Source organism: Candidatus Schekmanbacteria bacterium (genome assembly GCA_016219965.1).
In the GTDB taxonomy this organism is placed as follows: domain Bacteria; phylum Schekmanbacteria; class GWA2-38-11; order GWA2-38-11; family J061; genus JACRJM01.
In genome coordinates, this window is record JACRJM010000003.1 from 187312 (window position 1) to 214280 (window position 26969).

Consider the following 26969-nt stretch of genomic DNA (forward strand, 5'->3'; position numbering starts at 1 on the left):
TTGACTAAGCAGACAGAGACTACACCGAAGAAGAGAAGGACTATCATAGCGATAGTAAGCTTCGTCCTCCTCTTTGTTGTTCTCCTTACAATGGAGATTTCAACGCAGAACATAGCGACGTCATCTCCCATCGCCAACTATGTAATCTTTTATTCCTTTTACAACATTAATTTTATCCTTCTTCTTGTGCTCTTCTATCTTGTCATAAGAAACCTCGTAAAACTGTATTTTGAGCGGCAGCGGCGTGTACCCGGAGCCAAGTTCAGGACAAAGCTGATAGTTTCCTTTTTCCTTCTTACCATAATCCCATCGGTGCTGCTCTTCCTGTTTGCCCGGGTCCTGATAGCCCAGACAATAGAATACTGGTTCAGTGTCCCCATAGAGCAGTCATTGAAAGGGGCAATAGATGTTTCAGACCAGTACAACAAAACCCGCCTTGAGAAGTCGCTGCATTTTTCTTCGCTTATAGGAAAAACCGTAGTACGCAGGAACCTTCTTGCTCCGCGCAACAACACCCATCTGAAGAATTATCTTAATGCAAAACTCAGGGAGTATGACCTTGACTCTATTTTTATCTACAATGATAAAGGAAATGAGATAATCCATATAGACACCGGAAAGAAAGGGGAACCCAAACCTGACAAGAAACTCATAGCGCAGTCATTGCTAGGGAAGAAATATACCAAGGTTGAATCTGACGTTGAAGATGATTCGATTTTTGGGACTTTCACAATGAAGGAGGGGGGGAATAAAACAATCGGCGTGGTGGCTGTAGGCTACTACCTGCCCAAAAGCACATCACAGGATATAAGGTCTGTTGCCCTTGCTTTCAAAGATTACAGGCAGAAAGAGATATTTAAAAAGCCTATCATGGACAACTACATTGCCATGTTCGCCATCGTGACTGTGCTCGTCATATTTGCAGCAATGTGGTTCGGGTTCCAGCTTGCAAAGGAGATAACAGTACCCATACAGCAGCTTGCCGAAGGAACGCATGCGGTCGCAGAAGGGAACCTTGATTTCCATATAGATATCAAAGTCAAGGACAGAAGCCAGGATGAGATAGGAATACTTGTCGATTCCTTCAATAAGATGACGCATGATTTAAAGATCCACAAGCTTGAGCTTGAAGACAAGAACATGAGCCTTGAGAATACCAACAGGGAACTTGACAGGAGGAGAAGCTACATTGAAACCGTTCTTGAAACAGTAAGCACCGGAGTTATATCACTTGACGCATGGGGAAAGATAACAACCATCAATGATGCGGCAGAAGACATGCTCCAGATAAGAGGGGAGGATTATGCCGGCAAACATTACCAGCAGGCTTTCGGGAAATCCCAGCTTGAGCCGCTGAAAAAAGTCATAAACGAGCTTGAGGAAAAAAGGGACCGAAGCATTCAGCAGGAGATTAACCTTAACATCAATGGCGAAGTTTTCACCTTAATGACAAATATCAGGGAACTTTACGACGGGAATGGCACGCTGATGGGAATGGTCATGGTGCTCGATAACGTTACTGAACTAGTCCGTGCACAAAGAGTGGCTGCATGGAGGGAGGTCGCAAGGATGATCGCCCATGAGATAAAGAACCCACTCACCCCGATAAAACTTTCTGCCCAGAGGCTCAAAAAACGTTATTTTCAGAAGATCAGCGGAGACGATGCGGTCTTTGAAGAATGTGTTGATACTATCATACAGGAGGTGGATGATTTAAAGGGCATGATTAATGAATTTTCAAATTTTGCACGCATGCCGGTTTTCGACCCTGTAGATACCAATATCGAGAATGTCATAAATGAAACTATTTCTCTTTACAAAACAAGCATGAAAGATGTTAAAATAGACCTTGTTTCGGGCGGGGAGATGCCTTCGCTGAAACTTGACCCTGATCAGATAAAACGTGTATTCATCAACCTTGTCGATAATGCGATTGAGGCAATGGGGGGCAAGGGAGAGATAAAAGTAGCGCTTGAATATTTAAAAGATTTGCAGACTGTTAAAATAGAGTTTTCCGACAATGGAGCCGGCATTGCTCCAAACATCAAGGAAAAGATGTTTATGCCCTATTTTTCGACCAAGAAAAAGGGAACGGGGCTGGGGCTGGCCATAGTGAACACCATAATCTCGGAACACCGGGGTTACATAAGGGTAAAAGACAACAATCCGCGGGGGACGACTTTTGTAATTGAGCTCCCCGTGAGAGTAGCTTAATAGCGGAGAAAAAAGTGAGAAAAGGACACATATTAGTTGTTGATGATGAAAACAACATAGGCACAACCCTTGAAGGGATTCTTACTGACGAAGGGTATGAAGTGTCGAAGGCTGAAAACGGGCTTCAGGCACTTGACATGATAAAGCGGGTCCCTCCGGATGTGGTATTGCTTGATATCTGGATGCCGGGAATGGACGGGATAGAAGTCTTAAAAAGCATAAAAGAACATGAGAGCGATACTGAGGTGGTTATAATGTCAGGGCATGGCTCTATTGATACCGCCGTAAGGGCCATCAAGCTGGGTGCATTTGATTTCATCGAGAAACCTCTTTCGCTTGACTCCCTGCTTTCTACAATCAACCATGCCCTTGAAAGACAGAGGACAGCAAAAGAAAGCCAGGAACTTAAAAGAGAACTTCTTCAGCGGTATGAGCTTATAGGTGAGAATCCGAAAATACAGGAGGCACGAAAGCTTATCAGCGCAGCCGCAATCTCAAATGCAGGGGTATTGATAGAAGGGGAACATGGCACAGGCAAAGAACTTGTGGCAAGGACCATTCATATCAACAGCATCAGACGCAACAGGCCTTTTGTAAAAGTAAATTGTGCTGCTCTTCCTGATGATATAATAGGGAATGAAATGTTCGGCTGCGACTCAAACAACGGAGGAGGAATAAGCAAAAGGGGAAAATTTGAGCTTGCAGAAGACGGCACTCTCTTCCTCGACGGCATAGAAAAGCTGGACATCAATGTTCAGGAGACAATCCTGAAAGTTCTTCAGACAGGAAAATTCATGCGGATTAACGGGAAGAGGCTTCTCCCTGTCAACTTCAGGATAATAGCTGCAAGCGAAAAGGACATTCAGAAACTGATTGAAGAGAACAAATTTTCCAGTGAGCTCTATTCATTCATATCTACCTTTGTCATATATCTGCCCCCCCTGCGCGACAGAAAGGATGACATCCCGTCACTTGTAAATTACTTTAGCCGCGAGCTTACACAGGATTACGGCAGAGGTGTTAAGGAAATCGACGACAATGCCATGGCAGCCCTTGTGACTTTTGACTGGCCCGGCAATGTGAAAGAAATCAAGAATATTATCGAGCGTCTGGCAATATCTGTTCCCACAGGGAGGATATCTGCCGACGATATCCCTGTTTCGATCCGCGGAATAACGCCAAAGACTTCCCAGTACCAGTACAACGGCTACTCATTGAAAGACGCGAGACAGAAATGGGAAAAGGAATACCTCATTCACTGTCTGACCATGACAGGATGGGACCTCAAGAAGACCGCAAAGGAAATGGGAATAACCTGCAAGACCCTTGAGAAGCACATAAAATCCTTCGGTCTTAAAAAACCTAAGAAAGAGACAAGCACTGCTGCAAGAATCCAGCGCACACTAAAGACAAGCGTAGTCCTCTGCGGTCAGGGGCTCCATTCCGGACTTAAGACAGGTCTGATACTTGTCCCCCAGAATCCAAACGCCGGTATCGTATTTGCTAATGTTTCTACCGGAGAAACCATGACAGCAGTTCTTGATAACGTGGAATCAACAGACTATGCCACATCGTTAAAGTGCGGCAAGTCCCATGTAAAAACAATAGAACATATCATGGCTGTGCTTAATATTTACGGGATAAACAACCTTCTCATAAAGATAACCGACGAGGTTCCCATAATGGATGGTTCATCCCTTGATTTCTGTGAACTTATTGAGGATGGGGGCATTCTTGAGCAGGATGAGTTTATAGAGGAAATAGTCATAGACAAGGTCATAGTTCACGGCAAGGAAAGTCCCAAGGAAAAGTATATTAAAATAGAGCCCTGCGATAAGTTTTCCGTGAAGTATATAATGGATTATCCTCCGCCCATCGGCAAACAGGAAATGGATTATGTTTTCAAGGGGGCCGAGGATTTTAAAAAGAACATTGCCCCTGCCAGAACCTTCGGTTTCCTCAAGGACGTAGAATACCTTGAGAAGAAGGGGCTGATCAGCGGAGGAAAGCTTCACAATGTCATCCTCCTTGATAACGAGAAGGTAATAAACACTGAGCTGAGGTTCAAGAATGAGTTTGCAAGGCACAAGGTGCTCGACATTATCGGCGATTTCTATCTCCTCGGCAGACCGCTAAGGGGCAAAATTACCGCGCACCTTACAGGCCATTCAGAAAACATAGCTCTTCTTAATAAGATACGTTCTATCTACTGATACCTTTTATTTTTACTAAGAGTTGGAGTGTAAATGGATAACAAAAAAATAGATTACAGATCGTCAGGAGTGAACATAGATGCCGGCAATGAGTTCGTGCGGCGAATAAAGCCGCTTACGAAATCGACTTTTATAGAAGGCGTTGTTTCAGATATCGGGGGGTTCGGCGGATTTTTCAGGCTCCCCCAGGGATTGAAGAATCCCCTCCTTGTGGCGACTACGGACGGAGTCGGCACAAAGCTCAAGGTTGCCTTTGATGCAGGAATACATACCACCATCGGAATAGACCTTGTCGCCATGTGCGCAAATGACCTTATAGCCACAGGTGCTACACCTCTTTTCTTCCTTGATTACTTTGCAACAGGGGCGCTCACAATAGAGCAGGGAGTCGATGTAGTAAAAGGGATTACCGAGGGGTGCCGCGAAGCCGAGATGGCTCTCATAGGCGGCGAGACCGCTGAAATGCCGGGTTTTTATAAAAATGGCGAATATGATATTGCAGGATTTGCGGTAGGTGTCGTTGAAGAAGGTAAAGCCCTCCCATCCAAGGACATAAGGACAGATGACTGTCTTATTGGAATCGCATCCAACGGACTTCACAGCAACGGCTATTCCCTTGCAAGGAAGTTGTTTTTTGATGAGCTTTTAATGTCTGTAGAAGACGATTTCCCCGGAGGTCAGGGGCAGTCGGTGGGCAATGTGCTTTTAAGACCTACCCGCATATACGTCAAGCTTATGAAATCCCTTTTAAAATCTTACCATATAAAGGCTGTCGCACATATAACAGGCGGAGGATTCATTGACAACATACCGCGCGTGCTTCCGGATATGGCTACTGCCATAATCGAAGAGGGAAGCTGGGAGATGCCCGATGTTTTCCGCTTCATAGTCGAGACAGGAAAAATAGAGAGGAATGAACTCTACAGGACATTCAATATGGGAATAGGACTTGTCCTTGTGGTAAGCCGGGAATCCTGTGATGATGTTCTTTCCCTTGTCAAGGCTTGCGGCGACAAGGGGTGGAAAATCGGAAGAATAGAACGAGGGGAAAAAGAAGTAGTGATAAGATGACATTATGAAAAACATCGGCATACTTGTTTCAGGACGCGGGAGCAACCTCCAGGCATTGATTGACTCAATCTCAAAGAGAGAGATAAATGGCACCATTGCCATAGTTGTCAGCAATATTGAAGATGCGCAGGCCTTGAACCGTGCAGCCTCCGCCGGTATCAGGACAGCCGTAGTTGACCACAGGAAGTTTAAATCGCGCGAAGATTTTGAGAAGGAACTTATAAGGGTTCTCGATGATTCAAAAGTCGACCTTGTATGCCTTGCAGGTTTCATGCGTGTCCTTACATCCTTTTTTATAAGGAACTACAGGAACAGAATCATAAATATCCATCCTGCGCTTCTCCCGTCATTCCCAGGTATCCATGCACAGAAGCAGGCTCTGGATTATGGGGTGAAGGTCAGCGGATGTACTGTCCATTTTGTTGACGAAGGGACCGACACTGGCCCTATCATACTTCAGAAGACTGTACCTGTTTACGATGCGGACGATGAAGAGAGCCTTTCAGAGAGGATACTTGCCGAAGAGCATAAACTCTACGTTGAAGCAGTCAAACTTTTCTGCAGTGACAGAATCATTGTGAACGGCCGGAAAGTTTTCATAAAACAGGATTATGAAGAGGATAAAACCACGAGATAAAAGGTACTGCAAAGTTATTGCAGGGCAAATCCGAAGCACTCCCGTTTTCTGGATATTACTTTTTATTGCAGCCTTTCCCATAAATTCCTTCTGCGGGGAAACTGCGCCCTCTAAAAACGTCCTTGCTGTTATTGATGGAAAGAATATCAGCGTATCTGAAGCTGAAAAATACCTGATGCTTCTTCCTGAAGCAGATAGAGTTAAATTCCAGAACAGCAAGATGAAGAATATATTCATCCGTGATTTTATCGATACTGAACTTCTCTTCAGGGAAGGGGTTGCTAGGGGAGTTTCAAATGACGAGAGAGTGCGTCTAAGGCTTCAAAGTCTTGAGAGGATACTGGTAAGGGATCTTTATATAAACAACTTCATCATGCCAAAGGTGAAAGTGACAGAAGACGATGCTTTTAATTATTATAAATCGCACAAGAATGATTTCGTTGACAGAGGCTATGCATTGGCTGAACATATTGCCGTGCTGTCTAAAGAAGAGGCTGAGAGGATTAAAGAGGAAATAAATTCAGGGAAGATTTCATTTGAGGATGCGGTAAAAAAATATTCCATAGACAAATATACTTCAGGCAATAAAGGGGCACTCCCGCTTATATTAAACGGAAGACCTATTGAGGGATACAGAGATAGCGGCGAGATAATAAAACTTGCTTTCTCGGCAAAGGTCGGGACTGTGGCAGGTCCTGTAAAGAGCCTGATGGGGTGGCATATTCTACGCATAAAATCTAGGAAGGATGATATGCCTCGTGCTTATGATACAGTAAAAGGGGAAGTGAAAAATATGGTAACCAAAGAAAAACTGGTAAAGGCTCTGGATGAGGAAATAGATAAGCTCAAAAAAAATTATAAAGTGAAAGTATTTCCGGAAAACATGAAGTAAGTTGCGAAGTCAAAATCCCCCGGCAAGCCGGGGGATTTTCAATGTCTATTATTTTTTGCTTACGAACTTCCAGATCGATGTGATTTTTGATTTTGGAATATAATAAAAAGACTGCATTGCACCGGTACCTACCTTGAAAGCAGCTTTGAATTCCTTCAAAGTTAATTTTTTTATGTTTGGACCGGCAAGAGTCCCCTGCCCCCTGCTCCCATGACATGACTTGCAGTGATCCTTGTAAATTACCTTCCATGGATTAGCCGACGCATTTCTTTCGGCAATCTGGCTAAAGACAATTGTAAAGCTGAATAATACTGCAATAATTACCACAATTCTTTTCATCTTTTACCCCTTTCATAATCCAAGTGATTTTGACCATCATTATACAGAAAAAATACAGAAACAAAATATCAAGTTGTAATTCTTTCCTTTAACAGCGTATATCGTTCCTGCACACGATTGTTGCTGATTGCCATGCCGATGGCTTTCTTGGTACCGACCATTATCACAAGCTGTTTTCCCCGTGTCACTGCCGTATAGATGAGATTTCTCTGGAGAAGGAAATAATGCTGGACAAGGATAGGTACTATCACCGCCTTATATTCCGAACCCTGCGATTTATGAATTGATATGGCATAGGCAAGGGCAAGCTCGTCAAGCTCGGAAAAATCATAATGCACATATGATGAATCAAAATCAACGACTACAGTCTGCTCCTCAAAATCAATCGATGTTATCCTTCCCATATCGCCGTTGAAAACATCCTTCTCGTAGTTGTTCTTTATCTGCATCACCTTGTCGTTTACCCTGAAAATGCGGCTTCCCCTTACAAGCTCCTGCTTCTGGGGGTTAAGAATATTCTGAAGCACGCTGTTTAAATTCATGGCTCCGACAGTTCCCTTGTGCATCGGGGTGAGCACCTGTATATCTGTAAACGGGTTAAACCCGAATTTATCAGGAATCTGTTTACAGTAAAGGTTTTCTATGATTTTTAAAACCTTATCCGGCTCCTCTTCCTGAAAGAAATAGAAATCCCCTCTCCTTGACTGCTCAAACTTAGGAATAAATGGAAACTCTCCGCTGTTTATCCTGTGTGCATTGGTTATGATGTTGCTGTTTCCCTCCTGCCTGAAAATCTTTTCAAGCCTTACGACGGGAATCCTTTTCGATTCAATCAGGTCGCGAAGCAGATTGCCGGGTCCAACAGAAGGAAGCTGGTAGATGTCTCCCACCATAAGGAGCCTCATATTTTGAGGCAAAGCCTCTAAAAACTCGCTGAAAAGTGGGATGTCGATCATTGATGCCTCGTCTAAGATTATAATGTCTGCCTTCAACTGAGAACCGCCGTTCTTTTGAAATCCTCCGAGATTGGGATTGTACTCAAGCAAGCGGTGGATCGTCTTTGCCTCCATCCCTGTCACCTCAGAGAGCCTTTTTGCAGCCCTTCCGGTAGGCGCAGCAAGGAGCGCCTTCAACTGTCTTCTTTTGCAGAGCCTTGTAATGAATTTAAGGATAGTGGTCTTTCCTGTTCCGGGTCCGCCTGTGATTATCGCAAGACGGTTTTTAAGCGCGCAGTTTATTGCCTCCTTCTGCTCATGTGCGAGCCTTATCTTAAGGACCGTCTCCATCTCAGCAAGCTCAAGCTCGATTGACTCCGCAGGTAAAAGCGTGCCATCCAGGCAGACAGAAGAAATATAATCTGCGATCTTCTGCTCTGCTTCATACATACTTCTAAGATATATAAGAGAGCGGCGGTCAGGCGATATATTTTCCTCGCGTATGGCGAGACCTTCAAGGATAAGCGACTGTAAAGCCCCGGAAATCACTTCTTTTTCCTCATGCTCAAGGAGCTTTACACATTCATCTATAAGCAGATCTTCCGGATAGCACACATGGCCGTCTTCTAAAATGGCTCCAAGCTGATAGAGAAGCGCAGCCTTTGCACGCTCAGGAGAGCTCTTGTCAAACCCGCTTGCAAGGGCAATCTTATCCGCAGTCTTGAATCCGATTCCAATTATGTCGTATGCAAGGCGGTAGGGATTCTCCTTTAATATGGGAATACATCCGCTCCCGTAAGTCTTGTATATCCTCGATGCATAGGCAGGACTTATCCCGAAGGATTGAAGGAAAATCATTACATCTCTTATCCCCTTCTGCTCAGACCAGGATTTTGTAATGACAGCAAGTTTTTTCTCGCCTATGCCTTCGATATCTTTTAAAAGCTGGGGGGAATTGTCGAGGACATCTATCACCTTGTCACCGTAGGCATCAACAAGGCGTTTTGCAAGGACAGGCCCAACTCCTTTTATCAATCCTGAGGCAAGGTACTTCTCTATGCCGCTCCTTGTCTTGGGGAAGACCCACTTGTATAAATCAACCCTGAACTGTTCGCCGAATTTCTTATGTGTTATCCATTCCCCTTCAAGACGGAGCGTCTCGCCGGCACTTATCCCCTGCATATTACCAACAGCGGTCACGCCTGACTTGTCGTCAACGAGGATTTTGAGAACAGTGTAGCCGTTCTCCTCATTGTTGTAGATTATGCGGTCAATCATTCCCTGTATTACAGCCATAGTGCTGCTAATGTATTTTATATGTTAGCTTGATGTCAAACAGTTTAGCTTTCAGATATCTGTTTATTCGTAGTTTTTTAATGGAAATACCGGATGGTTTTTGTTAAAAAGATTATAATCTTAAAATTAGATTTAAGTTCAGTGCGTTGGTTTACATTTATTAAAAAATTGATTTTTTATAACAACAGATAAATGGCAAAAAATATATTAAATATAGTTCTGTCTGGACTTTGTGATAAGAATATTAGATTTGAAGAGTTAAAGAAGCTGATTTTGAGTTTTAGTTTTGACTGTCGTGTTAGAGGAGACCATCATATATTCTCAAAGAGCGGCATTGCTGAAATTATTAATCTTCAGCCACTCCGTGATGGTAAAGCAAAACCATATCAGGTTAAACAGGTGAGAAATATTATCCTGAGATATAAACTCCATAAGGAGGATAAAAATGTATAAATATGAAGTGATTGTTTACTGGAGCAATGAAGATAAAGCATACATAGCTGAAGTGCCGGAACTGCCAGGATGCATGGCAGATGGTACAACCTATGAAGATGCCATCCGGAATGCGCAAGTAGTTATTTCCGAGTGGATAGAAACTTCAAAAAGACTAAAAAGAGAAATACCTAAACCAAAAGGCAAGCTGGCATACGCGTAATCTAAAGGAAGGGACTGACTCCTGGTAAAAAATTGATGAGCCGGAAAAAATATTATGAAGATACTTGACCGATATGTTTTAAAGGAATTTTTGAGGTACCTTTTTCTGACACTTTGCATCTTTGTCGCCATCTATCTTATTGCTGACCTATTTGAAAGGGTAGATGAGATCATAGAGCACAAGGTATCGCTGATGGTTGCTGTAAAATACTTTATCTACAAATCCCCGCTTATGTTCTTTAATGTCTTCCCCTTTGCCATGCTCTTTGCTTCGCTTCTTACGGTAAGACAGTTTGTCGGGAATAATGAGCTTATTGCAGTTTGCGCAAGCTCAGTTTCTCCCTACAGGTTCTTTTTTCCTGTTGTTATGTGCGGAGTGTTTTTTTCGGTCACTATATTCCTTGCCAACGAGGTAGTTCTTCCCTACACAAACGGGGTCGTCGAGAACCTTGAGTACGAGATAAAAGGTAAAGTCAACCCCATATACCGTCCCTCAAGCAACAAGGTTCAGGAGATATGGTACCGCGGGGCAGGAAATACCTTCTACAATATGGACATGCTCATAAAATCTTCAGAAGAATTGAGGAAGGTCACAATCTATAAGATAGATAATGATTTTGCCCTGAAAGAAAGGGTTGATGCCGAGAAGGCAAAGTATCGAGATGGCAAGTGGACATTAATAAACGGCATGGAACTTAAATTTAAAAAAGATAACTGGGACATTAAGGAAACTTTTACCAAACGACCCGGGGACATCAAAGAGAAATTTGAAGATTTCCTCAAGGTTGAGAAAAAATCCGAATCAATGTCATTCTTTGAGCTTCAAAGTTATCTGGCACGCATAAAGAACACAGGGATCGCTCCCCAGCAGTATGTAAAGTATCTTGTGGATCTTCACAGCAAGATTTCCGTTCCTGCGTCAGCAGTGGTAATGACTATACTTGGAATACCCTTTGCACTAAGGAGCAGAAGGTTCAAGGGTGCAATGTCAGGAATAGCTTTAAGCATTGCCATCGGATTTTCTTACTGGATAATCTTCTATATGCTCATATCTATGGGGCATGGCGGGAAGATCCCTGCCATAATCGCAGCTTATGGCGCTGTAGCAATATTTGGCGCCGCGGGATTTTATCTGTTCTCAGATCTTAACAGGAAGATCATCTGATACATCCCTACCCCTGCTTTTATATTTATTACGCTGAGGCAGTTTAGCGCAGAGTGCGAATTGCTTCAGCGTTAACGGTAAGCCCTGCAAAGCTCTATATAATTCACTGCCGACTGCAAAATCCCTTCAATCTCTTCTTGTGCAAGTTTCCTTTTTGGCTTTGCCGGTATTCCCATAGCAAGGGTTCCCGGCTCGATTACGGCATGTTCCGGAACAACAGCGCCTGCGCCTATTATACAGCCATCACCTATCTTAGCATCGTCTAATATTACGGCACCCATCCCGATGAGACAGGAGTTTCCTATTTTACAGCCGTGCAATATTGCGCCATGCCCAACTGTGACATCATCTCCGATTATCAAAGGATATTTGTCGGTTGTCACATGAAGCATTGAGCCGTCCTGTATGTTGGTGCGCTTGCCAATCCTTATGAAATTGACATCTCCCCGAGCCACGGTCTTATACCAGAGGCTTGAAAGCTCATCGACTATGACATCTCCTATTATATCTGCCGACTCTGCTATGAATGCGTTCGGGGCGATTTGCGGTTCAATGTTTTTGTATTTTATTATCATTGTTAAAACCAGCTCCTATTTTATTAAGGAATTTATTTATTTCCTGTAAGCTTTCTTTCCTTCGAATCATTTCAAGCAAAACCCCGTCTGAGACTTTATTGAAGATTCTTTTCTTTGCAGATTGCGGGAGATTGTTTTTTATTGCCTCCTCTCTCACCTTTGAAAGAATCTTTGCGTAAAGTGTGTACTCCCTTCCAATTTCCTTTTCAATATACTTTCTCATTGCCTTTGCAAGGAACGGCGCGTTCCCATCTGTTGATATTGCAATGGATAATGTGCCACGCCTGACTATTGATGGAAGGGTAAAATCGCAAAGTGAGGGCTTGTCCGCGACATTCACGATTATGCCGGCTTTACGGGCATCAGCGGCTACTTTTTTATTTATGCTTTCATCGTCTGTCGCAGCCATTACAACAAAAGCTCGTTTTAAATCAGTCCCTCTGTAATTTCTCGCAAGAACCTTTATTTCTCCTTTTTGAGCAAGCCTTAAAAGCGAGGGCAAAATTTCTCTTCCTATCAGTTTCACATTGGCGCCGCATCTTAAAAGCCCTCTTACTTTTCTTTCAGCAACCTTTCCCCCTCCTATGACCACACATAGCTTGCCGCTTAGGTTGAGATTTGCCGGGTATAGAAATTTTTTTGTCATATCCTTGAGAGTTTAGTAAATGACTTCTCCGCAGCATCTAAAGTTTTTCGAAGTTGCGCATCACTATGCGCAGAGGATATGAAATTCGCCTCAAACTGCGATGGCGGGATATAGACCCCTTCGCAAAGCATGAGGTTGAAGTAACGGGCATAAAGAGAAGTATCAGAACTTTGCGCATCGGTGAAATTCTTAACCTCATCGCGATTAGTAAAAAAAACAGTGAACATGGAGCCAGCCCTGTTTATCACTACATTTATTCTGTTTTTCGAAGCTATATTTTTAAGCTCTTTGCAGAGCTTCTCTGCTTTTGAATCAAGCCTTCTGTAAAATCCTTCCTTTAAAATTTCTTTTATGGTCGCAATGCCGCAGGCGCAGGAAACGGGATTTCCCGACAATGTCCCTGCCTGATATACATCCCCTACCGGAGAAACCTTATCCATTATCTTAGCTTTCCCTCCATAAGCTCCAACCGGCATCCCGCCTCCAATAATTTTTCCGAGGCATGTAAGGTCAGGCTTTATCCGGTAAAGCGCCTGTGCTCCTCCAGCTCCGAGCCTGAATCCTGTAATCACCTCATCGAATACAAGGAGTGAACCGTATTTTTCTGTGATACTGCGAAGAGAAGATAGAAAATCTTTTTCCGGCAGCACTACTCCCATGTTTCCTGCCACAGGCTCAACAATTACACAGGCAATGTCTTGGCCGTATCTGGCAAATAGTTTTTTAACAGCTTCAATGTCATTGTATGGCGCAATAAGAGTATCTTTAATTATGTCGTGAGGAACGCCCGCAGAGGAACTCACAGAGAATGTGGCAAGCCCTGAGCCTGCACTTACAAGAAGAGGATCCCAGTGTCCATGATATGAGCCTTCAAATTTGATTATTTTATTTCTTCCTGTATATCCTCTTGCAAGACGGATTGCGCTCATCACAGCCTCGGTGCCGGAATTTACAAGCCTCACTTTTTCAATCGATGGGATCTGTTTTACGATAAGCTCGCAAAGCTTAAGCCCTGCCTCAGTGGGAGCGCCGAAGCTTGTTCCATTATGAAGCGCTTTTTCTGTTGCAGAGATTACCTTTGGATGAGCATGACCAACTATAAGCGGTCCCCATGAGCAGACATAATCAATGTAACTGTTCCCGTCAGCATCAAAGACTGCCGCGCCTTCCCCTCTTTCTATGAAAATAGGCGTGCCGCCCACAGCTTTCCATGCACGCACCGGACTGTTGACGCCGCCGGGGATGATTTCTAGCGCATGTTTAAAAAGATTTTTTGAATAAGTTTTCTTCATTGTTGCCTATGTTAAAATATGTGTTATTACTTATTGGAAAACTTATAACTGTATCAAAGCCATTAATCAATATTGGTATTTGAAGCATGGGTAATTCACGAAAAATCCTAATAGTTTTCGCTATAGCGTCATTTTTAAATGACCTTGGCTCGGACATGATCCAGCCCCTCTGGCCTCTTTATGTAAGAGAGGTTATGGGAGCAAGCATGGTTGTGCTCGGTTTCATTGATGGACTTGGCAACGCCATTGTCTCAATCTCACAGGCGGTTTCAGGATATCTTTCAGATAAAATGAAGCGGAGGAAGATTTTCATCTGGGTTGGCTATCTGATGGGAGGAACTTCAAGGCTTGGCTATTCCATTGCCCCCACATGGCATTGGCTCATTCCCTTCAAATGTTTAGACAGGGCAGGAAAAATGAGAGGAGCACCCCGCGATGCCATGATTGCCGATGAATCAACCAATGAGACAAGAGGAAAAAATTTCGGAATATTGAGAGCAATGGACAATGCAGGAGCTCTTTGCGGTGTGATATTGGGAATCCTGCTGATAGAGAGCATAGGTTACAGGTCCCTTTTCATTCTTGCCGCCATTCCATCAATATTAGGAGCCATTCTTATAATTCTTTTTATAAAGGAACAGCGGAAGGGGACGGATGGGAAGGAGTTCTCATTAAAGAACATTAATAAAAATTTCAGGCTATTTCTTATTGCGAGCTCTATCTTCGGGCTTGGAAACTTCAGCTATTCTTTTCTTCTTATTGCCGCAAGGGGCGCAGGTTTTAAGACTACATCCATTCCTGTTCTATATCTCATCTACACTTTCATTGCAGCTTTGATGTCCCTCCCCTTTGGAAAACTTGCTGATAGTTTAGGGAGGAAAAAGACGCTTCTAATCTCATTCATATTCTTCATGCTCATGTGCCTTGGGTTTTCAGTGATAGATTCAAATCCTGTGCTTGTAATAACGCTTTTTGTCCTCTATGGTCTTCACCTTGCAGCAATAGAGCCTGCACAGAAGGCATTAGCTTCAGAGATTGTCCCGCAGGCAATGCGGGGGACAGCGCTTGGCACACTCCAGATGGCAACAGGGATCCTGACCCTGCCGTCTTCGATAATCGCAGGATTCCTCTGGGAAAAATCAGGGAATATCTATCCATTTATTTTCTCTTTCCTCCTCACCGCCGTGGCCTCGGTGTTACTCATGTTTGTGAAGGAGGAAAAGCAATCTTTATAATCTATTTGACTGGAGCAATAAAAAAACATTGCTTCAACATAGCAAGGTTAATTATTATATAAAAAATAACTTATCTCCCAAATGCCAGCTAAAAAATTCAGCCATCTGAAGAAAAAAGAAACAAAGAACTATATCTCCCAGAAGATTACGAGCATACTCAAGATACTGAGCATGATTGACATGGGGAAAAAGGTCACTGCCCGAAGCCTTGCCGAAGAATTCGAATGCTCTGAAAAAACAATCTACCGCTACATTAAAACAATAATCGAAGCGGATTTTCCCATATATTTTGACAAGGAAGCAGGTTCTTATGTTTTCCAGGAGGATTTTTCCCTTAAACAATTTGTGCTGAGCCCTGAAGACCTTTCTGATTTTATTGTTTTGAAGGATCTCGTTAACAGTCTGGGGCTTCCGGCAGATTCAGCCATAAAAAAGATATTTGATAAGATCACCGCCGCCGTAAAGGGTGCTCATGACGGAAAGAAGTCTTCCATAGTAATAGATCTTGGCGAAAAGCCGGCTTCTCCGGTTATAGACAAAGCACTCAGCATAATAAACGAGGCTATAAAGAAAAGGGTAAAAGTCCGGATGAAATATTTTACTTTGGGAAGAAAGAAACTGACGGAAAGAGAAGTCTCTCCCTATGGGCTCATATTCCATGAGGGTTTCTGGTATCTTATTGGGAAATGTAGTTTGCATTATGAAATCCGCACCTTTGCATGCGACCAGATAAGGGAAATAGAACTAACTGACGAGCGTTTTGGATACCCTTCTGATTTTAGTCTTCAAAAATTCATGTCCCAAAGCTTCGGAATTATAACAGGCGAGGAGCCGATTGATGTTGCTATAAGATTCAGCTCTACAGTTGCCGCTCAGGTATTAAGAAAAAAATGGCATTCATCGCAGAAAGAAGAAAAACTTCCTGACGGAAATGTCATCCTCAGGTTTCAGGTTTCCGGTATAAAAGAGATAAAGAACTGGATAAATTCCTGGCTTCCTCATTGCGAAGTTTTAGAACCTACCGAGCTTCGCGAAGACATAAAAGAAGAATTAAAACAAGCAGCTAAGCTCTACAAATAAAATATTTTCCACCCGGACACCCCCCTGTCTGTAATCCCTTTTATATTGGATTCAGAAATGGAGATAAAAAGTAAATGAAAATTTTAAGGAGGCAATTTCCATGACAACTACCTATTCTTATTCAAGACTCGGAACATACGAGACATGTCCTCTCCAATATAAGTTTGCCTACATTGACAGGATAAAAAGCGACACCGAGGGGATAGAAGCTTTCATGGGTTCATGCTTCCATAAAGTAATGGAGCATCTTTACAAAGAGCTTCCCTTCAAAATTCTTCCCCTTGAAGACCTTCTTGTCAGCTATGACGAACTCTGGGAGAAAGGATGGCACCCGGATATTGTGGTGATAAGAAAAGACAGAACCACTGAAGACTACCGCGCCTGCGGTAGAGAGAGCATAGAAAAATATTACAGGCGCTACCATCCCTTCAACTCATCGAAAACGCTCTTCGTGGAAAAGGAAGTGAAGCTTTCACTCGATAGCGAAGGAAAATATCTCATAAAAGGCTATGTTGATAGGATAGATGAGCAAGCAGACGGCTCATACGAAATCCATGACTATAAAACAGGGGCGCTTCCTGACCGGAAAAGAATAGATGGAGACAAACAGCTCGCCATTTACCAGATAGGGCTTTCAGGGTTATTTGATGATGTAAAGGATGTGAAACTCATCTGGCACTATGTGGCTTATGACAAGGAATTTATCTCGACAAGAACTTTGGAACAGCTTGAAGATGTAAAGGCTCAAACAATTGCGCTCATAGATGAGATAGAAGCTCAAACAGAATTTCTCCCGAGCGAAAGCTTCCTTTGTGAATGGTGCGGCTATCAGGAACTCTGTCCCAGGCGCAAACATCTTTTTAAAACAGAGAGCCTTCCAGTGAATGAATACCTTAACGATGACGGAGTGAAGCTTGTAAACAGATTCATGGAGCTTAAGGGAAAGGTCAGTGAACATAAGGCAGAGATTGGCAAATTGGAAGAAGAGCTTGAGAAGGTAAAAGAGGCGGCGGTTGTCTTCGGGAAAAAAGAAGGTGCTGAAACAATTGCTGGAAGCGGCTTCAAGCTAAAGATAAGCAAAAAGACCGATGTTTCCTTCCCTGAAAAGAAAGACCCTCAACGCCTTGAGATTGAAAAAATCATCAGGGATTCAGGCAAATGGAATGAAGTAGAGGGGCTTGATATTCCCGCTCTTAAAAAAATCTACCTCGAAAAGAAATGGGACGCTTCGCTGATTGAGAAGCTAACGCCCTTTGCAGAACTAAAGACCACAACGCAGGTCACATCTTCAAAGTTAAAGGAGAAGGAATAGGAGGTTTATATATGAATAAAAACCCATCAAAAACTGATACCTTTGACAAAATCACTCAAAGGATAATTGAACTCCTTGAAAGGGGATATATCCCGTGGAAACGACCGTGGAATATAAAGAACGGTCCTCCCGCTAATCTTTTTACCAGAAAACCTTACAAAGGAGTCAACGTTTTTCTCCTCTCCTGTACACGTTTTTCAAGCCCCTACTTTTTAACGGAAAATCAGGCGCAGAGGATGGGAGGGAACGTAAAGAAAGGAGCCGAGGAGTTTTTAATATTTTTCTGGAAATTTCCCGGGACAGCTGAAAAAAAGAAAAAAGATGGCAAGGGAAGCAGGGTTTATCTGAGCGGGCCTCTTCTTTTTGGATATTCCGTTTACAACGTGGAAGAGTGCGAAGGTATCCCTGTCCCCGGAATTGAAACTAAGGAATTCGATCCAATCAAAGAGGCTGAAGATATCGTTTCCAAATTTCCGGACCTGCCAGAAATAGAGACTGGCGGCGATCGTGCCTCCTACTCGTCAATCGATGATCTGATCAGGATGCCGGCAAAGGAAAGTTTCTTCTCCCCTGAAGAATATTACGGCACGCTTTTTCATGAAATAGTCCACTCCACAGGACATATCCGCAGGCTTAACCGTCCCGGATTTAAAGAGCATCCTGCTTTTGTATCGGAAGAATACAGCAAGGAAGAGCTTATAGCCGAGCTTGGAAGCGCCTTTCTTTGCGGCAACGCAGGCATAGAGCAGAAGACTATCAGGAATAGCGCCGCTTATATCAAAGGGTGGATAAATTCCCTCAATAACGACAAGAGACTGCTATTTTTTGCGTCAGCATCTGCCCAGCGCGCAGTCAACTATATAACCGGCGAGGCGCAAAAGCCAAAGACGGTCAACAAGAATATTAAAACTAAAGCAAGGTTAGCACAAAATTTAACAGAGAAAAGATATGCTTACAGATGAAACAGATTCCAATAATTTTAACGATGCATTAACAGTAAATTATATAGACAAGTATCCGGCGCTCGGAATGCCCGGCTGGATTTACCTTTACTGGCAGCCCAGGGGAAAGGGAGACCCCATCACCAGCGCGCACTATCAGAATATGACTGCTGAAAGCCACTTTGAAAAAGCAGGTGAGCTGAAGAAGCTTGCAAGAATGGAAAAGAAGAATGCCGACATCTTCAAAAGGCTCAAGGATAAAAAACGACGGGAGAGAAGTCTTAAAAAATCCGCCGCCTACGAGGAAGCGGCAAGGCACCACGAGCTCAAGGCGAATGGGACAATCGAAGAAGAATTTTATGTAGATGAAGAGGAAGCCCTAATAGATAACCTCAAGGGGATCCTGAAGATTTCAGAGGAAAGCACGGACCTCATTTCAGATCTGATTGAAGAGATAAAGAAGATGGGCTGAAAATTCTATGAATAAAAAAATAACTGTAAGCCTTACATCTAAACAGGTTAAAGAGCTGACTAAGATTATGGAAAAAGACTTGGATGAATGCGGCAGGAAAATCTCCATGGAGTATCTAATCAGGAAAGCGGTAGATGATTACATTATCATGCAGAAAAAACTAAACAGAATGGCGAAGCTTTCAGCAGCAGATAGAGCAGCGGAAATGTGAAAGGAGCATATTTCGCTGACATTCCCCCTGATGACCAATAGAAAAAGGCTATGGCATTTGATGATGATGAGCAGGCTGAAAGGCTTGAAGAAACATTCACTAATCTTGGCAACGTGCAAAGATGCACAGCAAAAGGGCTGATGCTTTCAGACGGGCGGCGGTGCATCATCGCCTTGCAGCACGCAATAAGTCAGGAAAGGCCGCGCAAAAAGATTAAGCACGAATATCATTAGGAACACAAATAAAAAAAGAGAGTTTATGCAGGGATACATTGATAGCATAGAAAGTTTGATGGTTACATTCGAAAAGGTTAAAAAGAGAATAGCAATCTGAAATCCATTTCTGATAATATAATACTTAGTTTGAATTAATTAACTTTTCTCAGAAATCATAGAAAACAAACAGTAGTAGAATAATATATTATGCGTCATAGACGTAAGGGATGTTCAACGATTAAAAGGAGTACCGAATGACATATCTCGAACAATCCATAGAGAAAGGCTACGCCACTATCGCCGGTGAAGGGACAAAACAACGAATCACCTATGTTGCTGTTAATCATTCCGAGCGTTTCTCTGACCCAGAGGAGCAAGTCCGCGCCGAATACTGGGCTGAGCTTATCTTCCGATACGGCTACGAACCCGCCCGCATCGGCGTTGAAATCACTGTCCCAGATCGCACACCTAAGGACGCTGCAGATCTTGTCGTCTTCATCGATGATGCCCGCACTCGCCCCTTTGCGGTTATCGAGTGCAAGCGTGATGGTGTCACCGACGCTGAATTCGCACAAGCAGTTGAACAGGCCTGTGGTAACGGAACATGGGCTAAATTCCGCGCCCCATATGTCGGCGTTGTCGCTGGCCAGACCCGCCGATTCCTGGACTTTTCAGAAAAATATGGCGTGCTCGAACGCGAGGCCAACATCATCGCCGACCTGCCCCGCCAGTATGGCAAACCCGAGGAATGGCGCTTCCGCAAAGGCACGAAGGACGATATTCAATCCGTTAACAAGGAAACTCTGATTGCCACAATCAAGAAATGCCATCAAACCCTATGGGGCGGTGGACGCCTTTCGCCTCCAATGGCATTCGGCGAACTCTGTAAGCTCCTCTTCGTAAAAATTCAAGACGAAAAGACCCCGCGCAAGAACGGGCAACCCTACGAATTTCAGATCAAGACGCACGAGCCAAGTCGTAAACTTGCAGAACGTATCAAGCTAATCTATGAGCAAGCCAAGGTGAAAGACCCGCAAGTATTCACCGACACCATCCGCATCGACGATGCCACACTTCGCACCCTAGTATCACATATGGAAGGTGTCAGCTTCAGTAAGACTGACCTCGACACCAAGGGTGTCGCATTTGAGCAGTTCATGGACGGTTTTTTTAAGGGCGACTTCGGTCAGTATTTCACGCCTCGTGAAATAATCGCCTTTGCCGTTGAGGTAATGCTCGACGAGCGCGACCATCGAGGGCGCAAACTCCCACAAAACGAAAAATTTATTCTTGATCCTGCCTGTGGCTCCGGCGGCTTCCTGCTCCATGCACTGGACCATCTTCGCAGAGAGGCCGATGAATACTATTCAGATCAGAAGGGTGATCCACAGCGCGGAATTGACGAAGGAAAAGATCACTACAAACACTGGCACGACTTTGCTGAAAAACGGCTCTACGGAATTGAGATCAACGACGAAATCGCTAGAGTCGCGAAGATGAACATGATCTTGCACGATGACGGACACAGCAACGTCATCGGTGTTGATGCCCTGGATCGGTTCGGCGGCATCCTCCAGCGCACAGGAAACAAAGGATTCACAGAAGGTGTCTTTGACCTGATCCTGACCAATCCCCCCTTCGGCGCACAAATCAACCTCACCGAGCGCCCCTACTTGCCAGATTTTGATCTCGGCAACCAGGAAGACTCCAAAGGGAAGAGGAGGCCTCGCAAGAATCAAAAAACAGAAATCCTCTTCATTGAGCGCGTGTGGCAATTCCTTAAACCAGGCATAGGCCGCGCAGCCATCGTACTACCTGACGGCATTTTGACCAACTCTTCGTTGCAATACGTTCGTGACTTTCTCATTGAACGCTTCCAAGTTCTCGCGGTTGTTAGCCTTCCGCAGACAGCCTTCGCCCACTTTGGAGCTGGTGTCAAAGCCAGTCTTGTGTTCCTGCGCCGCCGCGCTGAAGGAGAGAAACCTAGGGATGATGAAGCCATCTTCATGGCTGCGCCCGAAAAAATCGGCTACGATGCTACTGGACGAAAGTGCGAGAACCAACTGCCAGAGGTGGCGCAACAATACCAAGCGTTCTGCAAGAATCCAGAACCTTTTTTCGTCTAAGCCCTGCTGAGTCAGGCAAAGCCCTGTGCTTTGCCGTCAAGCGGGGCGAAATAGCAAGACTGGATGTAAACTTCTTTCAACATCGACCAAGCATACGTTCTTTCTGCTTCCCATGTTTGAGCATGAAAGACGCTTGCGATAAGGTATTTCAAGGTGTTGGACGTGCTCTTATCGAAGAATCCGATACTATTCTTTTAAAGGTTAAGAACATTAAAGGATTTGACGGTATCGATTTTGAAGATATTGAGTTTCATGAAAATCCGATTGCAGCAAAACTTCTGCAAAAGGGAGACATCGTAACTGCCTTTATTGGCGAAGCAATGAAACTCCATTCCTTCTCATTGTTCGTGGGGGCAGAATATAAATGTACAGTTGACAATAACTGTGGTGTTTTTCGTCCAAATGTAGACCGGGTGATCCCACATTTTCTATATTATGCCCTTCAAACAATATGGGTTCGCGAGCAGTTTGTTCAGCTTATCGGTGGTGGCGGAGTTCCTTTTCTTGGGTCAGCAAATGCAGAAAAGTTATGGACGGTAATTCCTGAAGATAAGCGTGTTCAGCGGGATATGGTGATGGAGATGGAGCGGGCACGGAAGATGCCGGCAGCGTAAACTGACAAAGGCCTATGCACTTCTCGCAGAGCTCGACTCCTTCCTTCTTGACAAACTTGGCCTCAGCCAAACGAAAACCTTGTTTCCTCGATACTACTCTGCAAGACTCAAAGAATCATGGGCTCGTTGCGATCCAGATTACCACTCTCCAAAATTCAAAGAACTACGCCTAGGCATTGAGAACTCACACTATCCGGTTTATGACCTTGGAATCCTTGCTCCGAATCCCAGAACTGGATTCGCCGCAGGTCGAGAAGTTCAATCTTTCAACGAAGATGAAGGCATCCCACATGTTCGCCCATTGAACATTACGCAGCATGGAGAAATCACATTTGAAGGCACAAAACTTGTTCCGCACAACACAGTGCGCTCGAATGACAAACTCCAACCAGGCGAAGTTTTGCTTAATAACACTAACTCTACGGAATGGGTCGGCAAAACAACCGTCTTCGAGGGGCAGCGAGAATGCTGTTGCTCGAATCACATAACGCGCTTGACACCAGATCTTTCGCTAGTTCTACCGTGGTTTTTAGCAGCGCTTCTCAACGCCATGCGTTCAACAGGTTTTCTGGGCCTATTGGCAACAAACTTTGTTAATCAAGCCGGAATCAACACGGAAACTCTGTGTTCGCTTCGTCTCCCGATTCCCTTGCTACCTCAACAGAAAGAAATAGTTGCCGAGTTGACACGCCGTCGTCTGGAAGCCAGACGTTTGCGTGAGGCGTCGGAGCAAGAATGGGAAGAGGCCAAGGCACGGTTCGAGGCACGGTTGCTGGGATGTGAAGGAGCGCAATGAATCTGTCACTTACTTATCTGGTGGATGAAATCTGCGCCGGAGTGGAAATCTACTATACAGGGCGCACTGGTGGCCAATACATGAAAACCTCCTTCATTCTCTGCGATGATTATTCGGAATTGGTTTCTAAACTATTCCTACTAACGGATAACCAGAATTGGACGGACAAAAAGCCCAATGGCAATTTCAAGAATTACCACGATGTCTTGCAAAACGTTAAAGCCGTTGTTGCTACAAAAATGGTGGTCCATTTGCAAAAGGTAAATGATCTACAAGATGCGATGAAGAACAGACGCAACCGGCGCAATGACTTCTTCCATTCAGCGAGTTTGCTTGATCTGAATGTTACTTCGCGCAACTGTGTGGAGGCATTCTGTGACGTTCTTCAATATGGGGAAATTCTTTTCGGTACGGATTGGCGAATGGCTTTAGAAGCATGCCGTAACCTTGCAACCCTCGAAGTCATGCTTCAACTGGAAAAACTTGCTTTCTCAGATCCGTCTGTAACTCCCAAGGTAAACAAAATCCTTCAAGACTGGCCCCGCAACATTCAGAACAACAAGAAGAAGGGATCTCATATAGCGGAATATCCCGAAGACCTACATTTTCGACTGTGCATAACCTTCGGGGGAAAACCTTTGAGGGACAAACTTAAAGCGCTGATTACACCTTAGTGAAAAGAACATGAACGAAAGGACTTTTAACAATCACGTTTCATCCCTGCTAACGTACAAGCTAAATAGAAAAAAAAATGAATCAACACAGGCGACTTTGAAAGCAGCTAAAAAATACTTCTCCTAAACTTCAAGGCAAAGCTGAATTGCTTCTTTAGTTCTTTTCATAAGTGTATCAAGGGACTTTGCCTGAGTGTGACATCCCTTAAGCACTGGAACTTCTGCAATAAAGTATGCCCCCTCATCCTGCTCAATTATTACAATGAACTCTCTTTTCATTTGAAAGCCACTTTTTCTCATGCAGCTTTACGTCTATCCCGGTTGTTCTATCTCGTATATCAGAGAAATTAAGATTGTGAAAAACCCAATTGACAAATCGTGCCTGGTGTTGTAATTTTTATACAACATGAGGGAGGAATTATGAAGGCAATCAGCTTTGGAGAGTTTTTTAAGGAGCAACGGATAAAGAAAAGAATTACATTGAGGCAGTTTTGCATAGAAAACGGTCTCGATGCAGGCAATATCAGCAAACTTGAAAGAAATCTTTTACCACCGCCTCACTCAAAGGACAAGTTGACTCAGTATGCGTTAGCACTCGGGATAAAAAAGGGGAGCAGTCAATGGTATGAATTTTTTGATTTGGCTGCAGCGCATAGAGGAAAAATCCCTGATGAAATTATGAAAGATGAAGAATTAGTTGGAAAACTTCCGGTACTGTTCAGGACATTAAGAGGCGAAAAAGTATCTGATGAAAAACTGAATGAACTAATCGAGAGAATCCGGAAGAGTTGAGAGATGACTTACACTGAAGTCCCGCATTATACTTATAATGATATAAAGAAAAGAGCATATGAATTTTTAGCCACATACCACCCGTCTTTAGAAATTCCTGTCCCCATCGAAGAAATATTGGAATTCCAGTTTAACATCAACATTATCCCATTACCGGGTCTTCACGAAGGCTATGACATAGATGGATTCATATCAAGTGATTTAACTACTATAAATATTGATGAATTTGTCTATCAATCTCGTCTAAGGAGATACAGGTTTACTTTAGCTCATGAAGCAGGTCATATCATTCTCCATAAGAAGTTTTTTAAAGAAAATGTTTTTTCTTCAGTCAGAGAATGGAAAAAATTCACTCAGTCGATTGAGGACCGCGACTATTCTTTCTTGGAATGGCATGCAAATACATTTGCCGGTTTAGTATTGGTATTTCCTTCAATATTATCAAAGCTGTTTTACGAATCAGTGGAGACAGCGAAAAATGCCGGGTTTTCCTTTAAGAATTCTTTGGATATAATCCAAGATTACATTGCGAGCGATCTGGCGAAAAAATTTTCTGTTTCATCAGAAGTCATAAGAAGACGCTTAGAGAAAGATAATTTGCTGGTAAAGTTAAAATAGTAAGTAATAACGACTGGCTTTTGCAGCCTTTGACAATTATAAAATTGAACTTTATAATTTCCATCTGTATATTCCAACACTTCTTTCTGCAACTCTTAAGAAATCTTTAAAACAGTTTCCTGCCGTCTTCGTCGGGGGGCTGCGGCAGGCTGGTAAAACGACTTTCCTCCTTTATGAGCTTCACGGCAAGGCTCATTATGTCAGCTTCGACACTCCGCCACCATGCAGAGCGGAGAAAAACAGGGATACTTGTATGTATTATTTGCAAAAAGTTGCGAAAAGTGTTAGTTTTTGCTAACAATCCATACAAATGGAGCAATTATGCTTGCCGATTTCATTCTTAAACTATCAGCAAATGGGCGCTCTTCTTTTAGTTTCGATGATGTTAAGAAGCTGAAAAGCTCAACCCCAATGGCAATCAAAGCTGGGCTCCACCGTTTACAGAAAAAGGGGGAGATTGCAATGCCCTACCGGGGGTTTTATGTCATTGTTTCCCCGGAATACCGTTCGGCAGGCTGCATACCTCCCGAACAGTTCATACCTGATCTGATGGAGTATCTGGGTGAGGTTTATTACACCGGTCTTCTGAGCGCTGGTGAGTATCATGGGGCTGCACATCACCGTCCCCAGGTTTTCCAGGTTATGGTTGCAAAACGTCGAAGGCCAATAAAATGCGGCAAGATGCGGGTGGAATTCATCTTCCGGAAGAATGCAGCAAAGATCCCAACTCAGCAAAGAAATACTCGTGCAGGAATATTGAAAATAGCAACTCCTGAAGCAACTGCTCTTGATTTAATCGGCTATGTCAGGCATTGTGCCGGACTTGATAATGTGGCAACTGTTCTAACTGAACTTGCGGAAAAGATAGATGCTGATCACTTATTGAAAGTTGCTAAACTTTCACCAATTGCCTGGGTACAAAGGCTTGGTTATCTGCTTGATCTTATTGGAGAACAGAAAAAAGCTGAAGTGCTTGCACGCTACATCAAAACTAAACAACCAGTTCGTTCCCCTTTGATGCCAAACCTTAGTATAAAAGGGGCAAAATTGGATAGTAGGTGGAAGATATTTGTAAATGCTCAAGTGGAGTCTGAAGTTTGATTTCTCTTGCCTATATTAAAGAATGGAAGGCGTACGCCCCGTGGCCGCAGAGCTATCAGGTTGAACAGGACCTGATAATCAGCAGGGCGCTGGTGGAGATATTCAGCCATCCGATAGTGGCAAAAAACCTTGCCTTTCGGGGAGGAACAGCTCTTTATAAGTTGTATTTAAAACCTGCCAGATATTCTGAAGACATTGATCTAGTACAGGTCAATCGCGGCGCTATCGGGGGAGTCATTGATGCCTTGCAGGAAAATCTCAACCATTGGCTTGGCGTGCCAAAACGCAATTTCTCTGAAGGCAGAGTAACACTGATATATAAAGTGCAATCTGAAGAAGGACCACTGCTAAAGCTTAAGGTTGAAATCAATTCACGGGAGCATTTTACGGTTCTGGGTTTTGAAAAACGAAAATTTGCTGTCAATTCAAAATGGTTTACAGGGAGCGCTGATATCCTGACCTATCAGCTTGAAGAACTTTTAGGTACAAAGCTTCGCGGTCTTTATCAACGTAAAAAAGGGCGCGACCTTTTTGACCTTTGGACAGCTCTAACAAATACAAATGCAAAACCGGAAAAAGTGATTGAATGTTTTCTGAACTACATGGAGCATGAAGGTAACAAGGTGACACGTGCGGAATTTGAAAAGAATCTTTACGAGAAGCTCTATGACGCTCGCTTCATCGAAGATATAAGTCCGTTGCTTTACGCTGAAGGTGAATGGGATTTACATAAAGCAGGCGAGGTTGTTATGAATCAGTTGGTCACTCTTATTCCCGGAGAGCCGTGGAAGCGGGAAAAAACAAGAAAAGAACAAAGAATTAAAAAATAATAAATATGTATTATTTTCCTTAA

Annotated in this window: 30 protein-coding genes; 23 read left to right on the forward strand and 7 right to left on the reverse strand. The window is 43.6% G+C overall.

From position 1 onward, the window contains the following. Genes HZA77_03080 through HZA77_03100 form a run of 5 tightly spaced genes read left to right on the forward strand, consistent with a single transcriptional unit; the run spans position 1 to position 7027 of the window. Complete coding sequence (locus HZA77_03080) at positions 1–2214, forward strand: PAS domain S-box protein (protein ID MBI5374390.1); 2214 nt, start codon at positions 1–3, stop codon at positions 2212–2214. Positions 2215–2228: 14 nt separating this feature from the next. Next, positions 2229–4427 carry a UDP-3-O-[3-hydroxymyristoyl] N-acetylglucosamine deacetylase gene (gene lpxC / locus HZA77_03085; GenBank protein ID MBI5374391.1) on the forward strand — a complete coding sequence of 733 codons (2199 nt, stop codon included), beginning with the start codon at positions 2229–2231 and terminating at the stop codon, positions 4425–4427. 33 nt (positions 4428–4460) lie between these two features. After that, positions 4461–5498 carry a phosphoribosylformylglycinamidine cyclo-ligase gene (locus tag HZA77_03090; protein MBI5374392.1) on the forward strand — a complete coding sequence of 346 codons (1038 nt, stop codon included), beginning with the start codon at positions 4461–4463 and terminating at the stop codon, positions 5496–5498. Positions 5499–5502: 4 nt separating this feature from the next. After that, positions 5503–6135, forward strand: coding sequence for a phosphoribosylglycinamide formyltransferase (locus tag HZA77_03095; protein MBI5374393.1), 633 nt, complete (start codon positions 5503–5505; stop codon positions 6133–6135). Further along, on the forward strand, positions 6110–7027 hold the full coding sequence (locus tag HZA77_03100) for a peptidyl-prolyl cis-trans isomerase (GenBank protein MBI5374394.1): 918 nt from the start codon (positions 6110–6112) through the stop codon (positions 7025–7027). The genes HZA77_03095 and HZA77_03100 overlap by 26 nt, the downstream gene beginning before the upstream one ends. A 48-nt stretch (positions 7028–7075) precedes the next feature. On the opposite strand, the gene HZA77_03105 is transcribed toward HZA77_03100, so the two are convergent. Together HZA77_03105 and HZA77_03110 are read right to left on the reverse strand one after the other, a co-directional pair. Then, complete coding sequence (locus HZA77_03105; protein ID MBI5374395.1) at positions 7076–7366, reverse strand: cytochrome c; 291 nt, start codon at positions 7364–7366, stop codon at positions 7076–7078. Between the two features lie 68 nt (positions 7367–7434). Next, a complete protein-coding gene (locus HZA77_03110) occupies positions 7435–9597 on the reverse strand; it encodes an ATP-dependent RecD-like DNA helicase (GenBank protein MBI5374396.1) in 2163 nt (720 codons plus the stop codon). Positions 9598–9789: 192 nt separating this feature from the next. Here HZA77_03110 and HZA77_03115 point away from each other — a divergent pair, with 192 nt between their 5' ends. From HZA77_03115 to lptG, 3 genes are read left to right on the forward strand one after another with little or no spacing between them, the layout of a single operon-like run. Next, entirely contained in the window at positions 9790–10050 is a 261-nt protein-coding gene (locus tag HZA77_03115) for a type II toxin-antitoxin system HicA family toxin (protein ID MBI5374397.1), read from the forward strand. Further along, positions 10043–10252 carry a type II toxin-antitoxin system HicB family antitoxin gene (locus HZA77_03120; protein MBI5374398.1) on the forward strand — a complete coding sequence of 70 codons (210 nt, stop codon included), beginning with the start codon at positions 10043–10045 and terminating at the stop codon, positions 10250–10252. Before HZA77_03115 ends, HZA77_03120 begins: the two co-directional genes overlap by 8 nt. 54 nt (positions 10253–10306) lie before the next feature. Beyond that, a complete protein-coding gene (gene lptG / locus HZA77_03125) occupies positions 10307–11416 on the forward strand; it encodes an LPS export ABC transporter permease LptG (protein MBI5374399.1) in 1110 nt (369 codons plus the stop codon). Between the two features lie 71 nt (positions 11417–11487). Here the strand turns inward: lptG and HZA77_03130 are convergent, their stop codons facing one another. The 3 genes from HZA77_03130 to hemL are packed head-to-tail and all read right to left on the reverse strand — an operon-like array spanning position 11488 to position 13929. After that, complete coding sequence (locus tag HZA77_03130; GenBank protein ID MBI5374400.1) at positions 11488–11991, reverse strand: gamma carbonic anhydrase family protein; 504 nt, start codon at positions 11989–11991, stop codon at positions 11488–11490. Beyond that, entirely contained in the window at positions 11966–12637 is a 672-nt protein-coding gene (locus HZA77_03135) for a bifunctional precorrin-2 dehydrogenase/sirohydrochlorin ferrochelatase (protein ID MBI5374401.1), read from the reverse strand. The genes HZA77_03130 and HZA77_03135 overlap by 26 nt, the downstream gene beginning before the upstream one ends. Further along, positions 12634–13929: a glutamate-1-semialdehyde 2,1-aminomutase gene (hemL, locus tag HZA77_03140; protein ID MBI5374402.1), complete on the reverse strand. Its 1296-nt coding sequence runs from the start codon at positions 13927–13929 to the stop codon at positions 12634–12636. The genes HZA77_03135 and hemL overlap by 4 nt, the downstream gene beginning before the upstream one ends. An 86-nt stretch (positions 13930–14015) precedes the next feature. Between hemL and HZA77_03145 the strand changes: the two genes are divergently transcribed. The 11 genes from HZA77_03145 to HZA77_03195 all read left to right on the forward strand — a co-directional run bounded on the left by HZA77_03145 (position 14016) and on the right by HZA77_03195 (position 23605). Further along, positions 14016–15164, forward strand: coding sequence for an MFS transporter (locus tag HZA77_03145; protein ID MBI5374403.1), 1149 nt, complete (start codon positions 14016–14018; stop codon positions 15162–15164). An 81-nt stretch (positions 15165–15245) separates the two neighbouring features. Further along, the gene (locus HZA77_03150) at positions 15246–16244 is read left to right on the forward strand and encodes a transcriptional regulator (GenBank protein ID MBI5374404.1); all 999 of its coding nucleotides are present in this window, start codon (positions 15246–15248) and stop codon (positions 16242–16244) included. A gap of 100 nt (positions 16245–16344) precedes the next feature. Beyond that, the gene (locus HZA77_03155; GenBank protein MBI5374405.1) at positions 16345–17556 is read left to right on the forward strand and encodes a PD-(D/E)XK nuclease family protein; all 1212 of its coding nucleotides are present in this window, start codon (positions 16345–16347) and stop codon (positions 17554–17556) included. 11 nt (positions 17557–17567) lie between these two features. Next, a complete protein-coding gene (locus tag HZA77_03160) occupies positions 17568–18518 on the forward strand; it encodes a DUF1738 domain-containing protein (GenBank protein ID MBI5374406.1) in 951 nt (316 codons plus the stop codon). After that, positions 18505–18969: a hypothetical protein gene (locus tag HZA77_03165; GenBank protein MBI5374407.1), complete on the forward strand. Its 465-nt coding sequence runs from the start codon at positions 18505–18507 to the stop codon at positions 18967–18969. The genes HZA77_03160 and HZA77_03165 overlap by 14 nt, the downstream gene beginning before the upstream one ends. A gap of 7 nt (positions 18970–18976) precedes the next feature. Then, the gene (locus tag HZA77_03170) at positions 18977–19180 is read left to right on the forward strand and encodes a hypothetical protein (GenBank protein MBI5374408.1); all 204 of its coding nucleotides are present in this window, start codon (positions 18977–18979) and stop codon (positions 19178–19180) included. A 50-nt stretch (positions 19181–19230) separates the two neighbouring features. Beyond that, the gene (locus tag HZA77_03175; protein ID MBI5374409.1) at positions 19231–19413 is read left to right on the forward strand and encodes a hypothetical protein; all 183 of its coding nucleotides are present in this window, start codon (positions 19231–19233) and stop codon (positions 19411–19413) included. Positions 19414–19649: 236 nt separating this feature from the next. Next, positions 19650–21521: a restriction endonuclease subunit M gene (locus HZA77_03180; GenBank protein ID MBI5374410.1), complete on the forward strand. Its 1872-nt coding sequence runs from the start codon at positions 19650–19652 to the stop codon at positions 21519–21521. 122 nt (positions 21522–21643) lie between these two features. Further along, positions 21644–22135, forward strand: coding sequence for a hypothetical protein (locus HZA77_03185; GenBank protein MBI5374411.1), 492 nt, complete (start codon positions 21644–21646; stop codon positions 22133–22135). A 79-nt stretch (positions 22136–22214) separates the two neighbouring features. Beyond that, complete coding sequence (locus HZA77_03190; protein ID MBI5374412.1) at positions 22215–22931, forward strand: restriction endonuclease subunit S; 717 nt, start codon at positions 22215–22217, stop codon at positions 22929–22931. Next, on the forward strand, positions 22928–23605 hold the full coding sequence (locus HZA77_03195; GenBank protein MBI5374413.1) for a hypothetical protein: 678 nt from the start codon (positions 22928–22930) through the stop codon (positions 23603–23605). Before HZA77_03190 ends, HZA77_03195 begins: the two co-directional genes overlap by 4 nt. Before the next feature lie 123 nt (positions 23606–23728). Here HZA77_03195 and HZA77_03200 read toward each other — a convergent pair whose 3' ends face one another. Next, positions 23729–23884, reverse strand: coding sequence for a type II toxin-antitoxin system HicB family antitoxin (locus HZA77_03200; GenBank protein MBI5374414.1), 156 nt, complete (start codon positions 23882–23884; stop codon positions 23729–23731). 141 nt (positions 23885–24025) lie between these two features. Between HZA77_03200 and HZA77_03205 the strand changes: the two genes are divergently transcribed. Then, on the forward strand, positions 24026–24397 hold the full coding sequence (locus HZA77_03205; GenBank protein MBI5374415.1) for a helix-turn-helix transcriptional regulator: 372 nt from the start codon (positions 24026–24028) through the stop codon (positions 24395–24397). A gap of 3 nt (positions 24398–24400) precedes the next feature. Then, on the forward strand, positions 24401–25015 hold the full coding sequence (locus HZA77_03210) for an ImmA/IrrE family metallo-endopeptidase (GenBank protein MBI5374416.1): 615 nt from the start codon (positions 24401–24403) through the stop codon (positions 25013–25015). Between the two features lie 106 nt (positions 25016–25121). Here the strand turns inward: HZA77_03210 and HZA77_03215 are convergent, their stop codons facing one another. Further along, the gene (locus HZA77_03215) at positions 25122–25283 is read right to left on the reverse strand and encodes a hypothetical protein (protein ID MBI5374417.1); all 162 of its coding nucleotides are present in this window, start codon (positions 25281–25283) and stop codon (positions 25122–25124) included. Between the two features lie 53 nt (positions 25284–25336). Between HZA77_03215 and HZA77_03220 the strand changes: the two genes are divergently transcribed. Both HZA77_03220 and HZA77_03225 read left to right on the forward strand, forming a co-directional pair. Next, the gene (locus tag HZA77_03220) at positions 25337–26116 is read left to right on the forward strand and encodes a type IV toxin-antitoxin system AbiEi family antitoxin (GenBank protein ID MBI5374418.1); all 780 of its coding nucleotides are present in this window, start codon (positions 25337–25339) and stop codon (positions 26114–26116) included. Further along, positions 26113–26946 (forward strand): nucleotidyl transferase AbiEii/AbiGii toxin family protein, encoded by an 834-nt coding sequence (locus tag HZA77_03225; protein ID MBI5374419.1) that lies wholly within the window; start codon positions 26113–26115, stop codon positions 26944–26946. Before HZA77_03220 ends, HZA77_03225 begins: the two co-directional genes overlap by 4 nt. The last annotated feature ends 23 nt before the right edge of the window (positions 26947–26969 follow it).

Excerpts from the sequence above, each read along its gene's own strand:
- HZA77_03180 (MBI5374410.1), top strand. The coding sequence starts at position 19,650 with ATGACATATCTCGAACAATCCATAGAGAAAGGCTACGCCACTATCGCC.
- HZA77_03115 (MBI5374397.1), top strand. The coding sequence starts at position 9,790 with ATGGCAAAAAATATATTAAATATAGTTCTGTCTGGACTTTGTGATAAG.
- HZA77_03110 (MBI5374396.1), bottom strand. The coding sequence starts at position 9,597 with ATGGCTGTAATACAGGGAATGATTGACCGCATAATCTACAACAATGAG.
- HZA77_03220 (MBI5374418.1), top strand. The coding sequence starts at position 25,337 with ATGCTTGCCGATTTCATTCTTAAACTATCAGCAAATGGGCGCTCTTCT.
- HZA77_03100 (MBI5374394.1), top strand. The coding sequence starts at position 6,110 with ATGAAGAGGATAAAACCACGAGATAAAAGGTACTGCAAAGTTATTGCA.
- HZA77_03160 (MBI5374406.1), top strand. The coding sequence starts at position 17,568 with ATGAATAAAAACCCATCAAAAACTGATACCTTTGACAAAATCACTCAA.
- HZA77_03165 (MBI5374407.1), top strand. The coding sequence starts at position 18,505 with ATGCTTACAGATGAAACAGATTCCAATAATTTTAACGATGCATTAACA.
- HZA77_03135 (MBI5374401.1), bottom strand. The coding sequence starts at position 12,637 with ATGACAAAAAAATTTCTATACCCGGCAAATCTCAACCTAAGCGGCAAG.
- HZA77_03170 (MBI5374408.1), top strand. The coding sequence starts at position 18,977 with ATGAATAAAAAAATAACTGTAAGCCTTACATCTAAACAGGTTAAAGAG.
- HZA77_03185 (MBI5374411.1), top strand. The coding sequence starts at position 21,644 with ATGAAAGACGCTTGCGATAAGGTATTTCAAGGTGTTGGACGTGCTCTT.
- HZA77_03120 (MBI5374398.1), top strand. The coding sequence starts at position 10,043 with ATGTATAAATATGAAGTGATTGTTTACTGGAGCAATGAAGATAAAGCA.
- HZA77_03210 (MBI5374416.1), top strand. The coding sequence starts at position 24,401 with ATGACTTACACTGAAGTCCCGCATTATACTTATAATGATATAAAGAAA.
- HZA77_03105 (MBI5374395.1), bottom strand. The coding sequence starts at position 7,366 with ATGAAAAGAATTGTGGTAATTATTGCAGTATTATTCAGCTTTACAATT.
- HZA77_03195 (MBI5374413.1), top strand. The coding sequence starts at position 22,928 with ATGAATCTGTCACTTACTTATCTGGTGGATGAAATCTGCGCCGGAGTG.
- HZA77_03145 (MBI5374403.1), top strand. The coding sequence starts at position 14,016 with ATGGGTAATTCACGAAAAATCCTAATAGTTTTCGCTATAGCGTCATTT.
- lptG (MBI5374399.1), top strand. The coding sequence starts at position 10,307 with ATGAAGATACTTGACCGATATGTTTTAAAGGAATTTTTGAGGTACCTT.
- HZA77_03090 (MBI5374392.1), top strand. The coding sequence starts at position 4,461 with ATGGATAACAAAAAAATAGATTACAGATCGTCAGGAGTGAACATAGAT.
- hemL (MBI5374402.1), bottom strand. The coding sequence starts at position 13,929 with ATGAAGAAAACTTATTCAAAAAATCTTTTTAAACATGCGCTAGAAATC.
- HZA77_03095 (MBI5374393.1), top strand. The coding sequence starts at position 5,503 with ATGAAAAACATCGGCATACTTGTTTCAGGACGCGGGAGCAACCTCCAG.
- HZA77_03205 (MBI5374415.1), top strand. The coding sequence starts at position 24,026 with ATGAAGGCAATCAGCTTTGGAGAGTTTTTTAAGGAGCAACGGATAAAG.
- HZA77_03155 (MBI5374405.1), top strand. The coding sequence starts at position 16,345 with ATGACAACTACCTATTCTTATTCAAGACTCGGAACATACGAGACATGT.
- HZA77_03150 (MBI5374404.1), top strand. The coding sequence starts at position 15,246 with ATGCCAGCTAAAAAATTCAGCCATCTGAAGAAAAAAGAAACAAAGAAC.
- HZA77_03175 (MBI5374409.1), top strand. The coding sequence starts at position 19,231 with ATGGCATTTGATGATGATGAGCAGGCTGAAAGGCTTGAAGAAACATTC.
- HZA77_03130 (MBI5374400.1), bottom strand. The coding sequence starts at position 11,991 with ATGATAATAAAATACAAAAACATTGAACCGCAAATCGCCCCGAACGCA.
- HZA77_03200 (MBI5374414.1), bottom strand. The coding sequence starts at position 23,884 with ATGAAAAGAGAGTTCATTGTAATAATTGAGCAGGATGAGGGGGCATAC.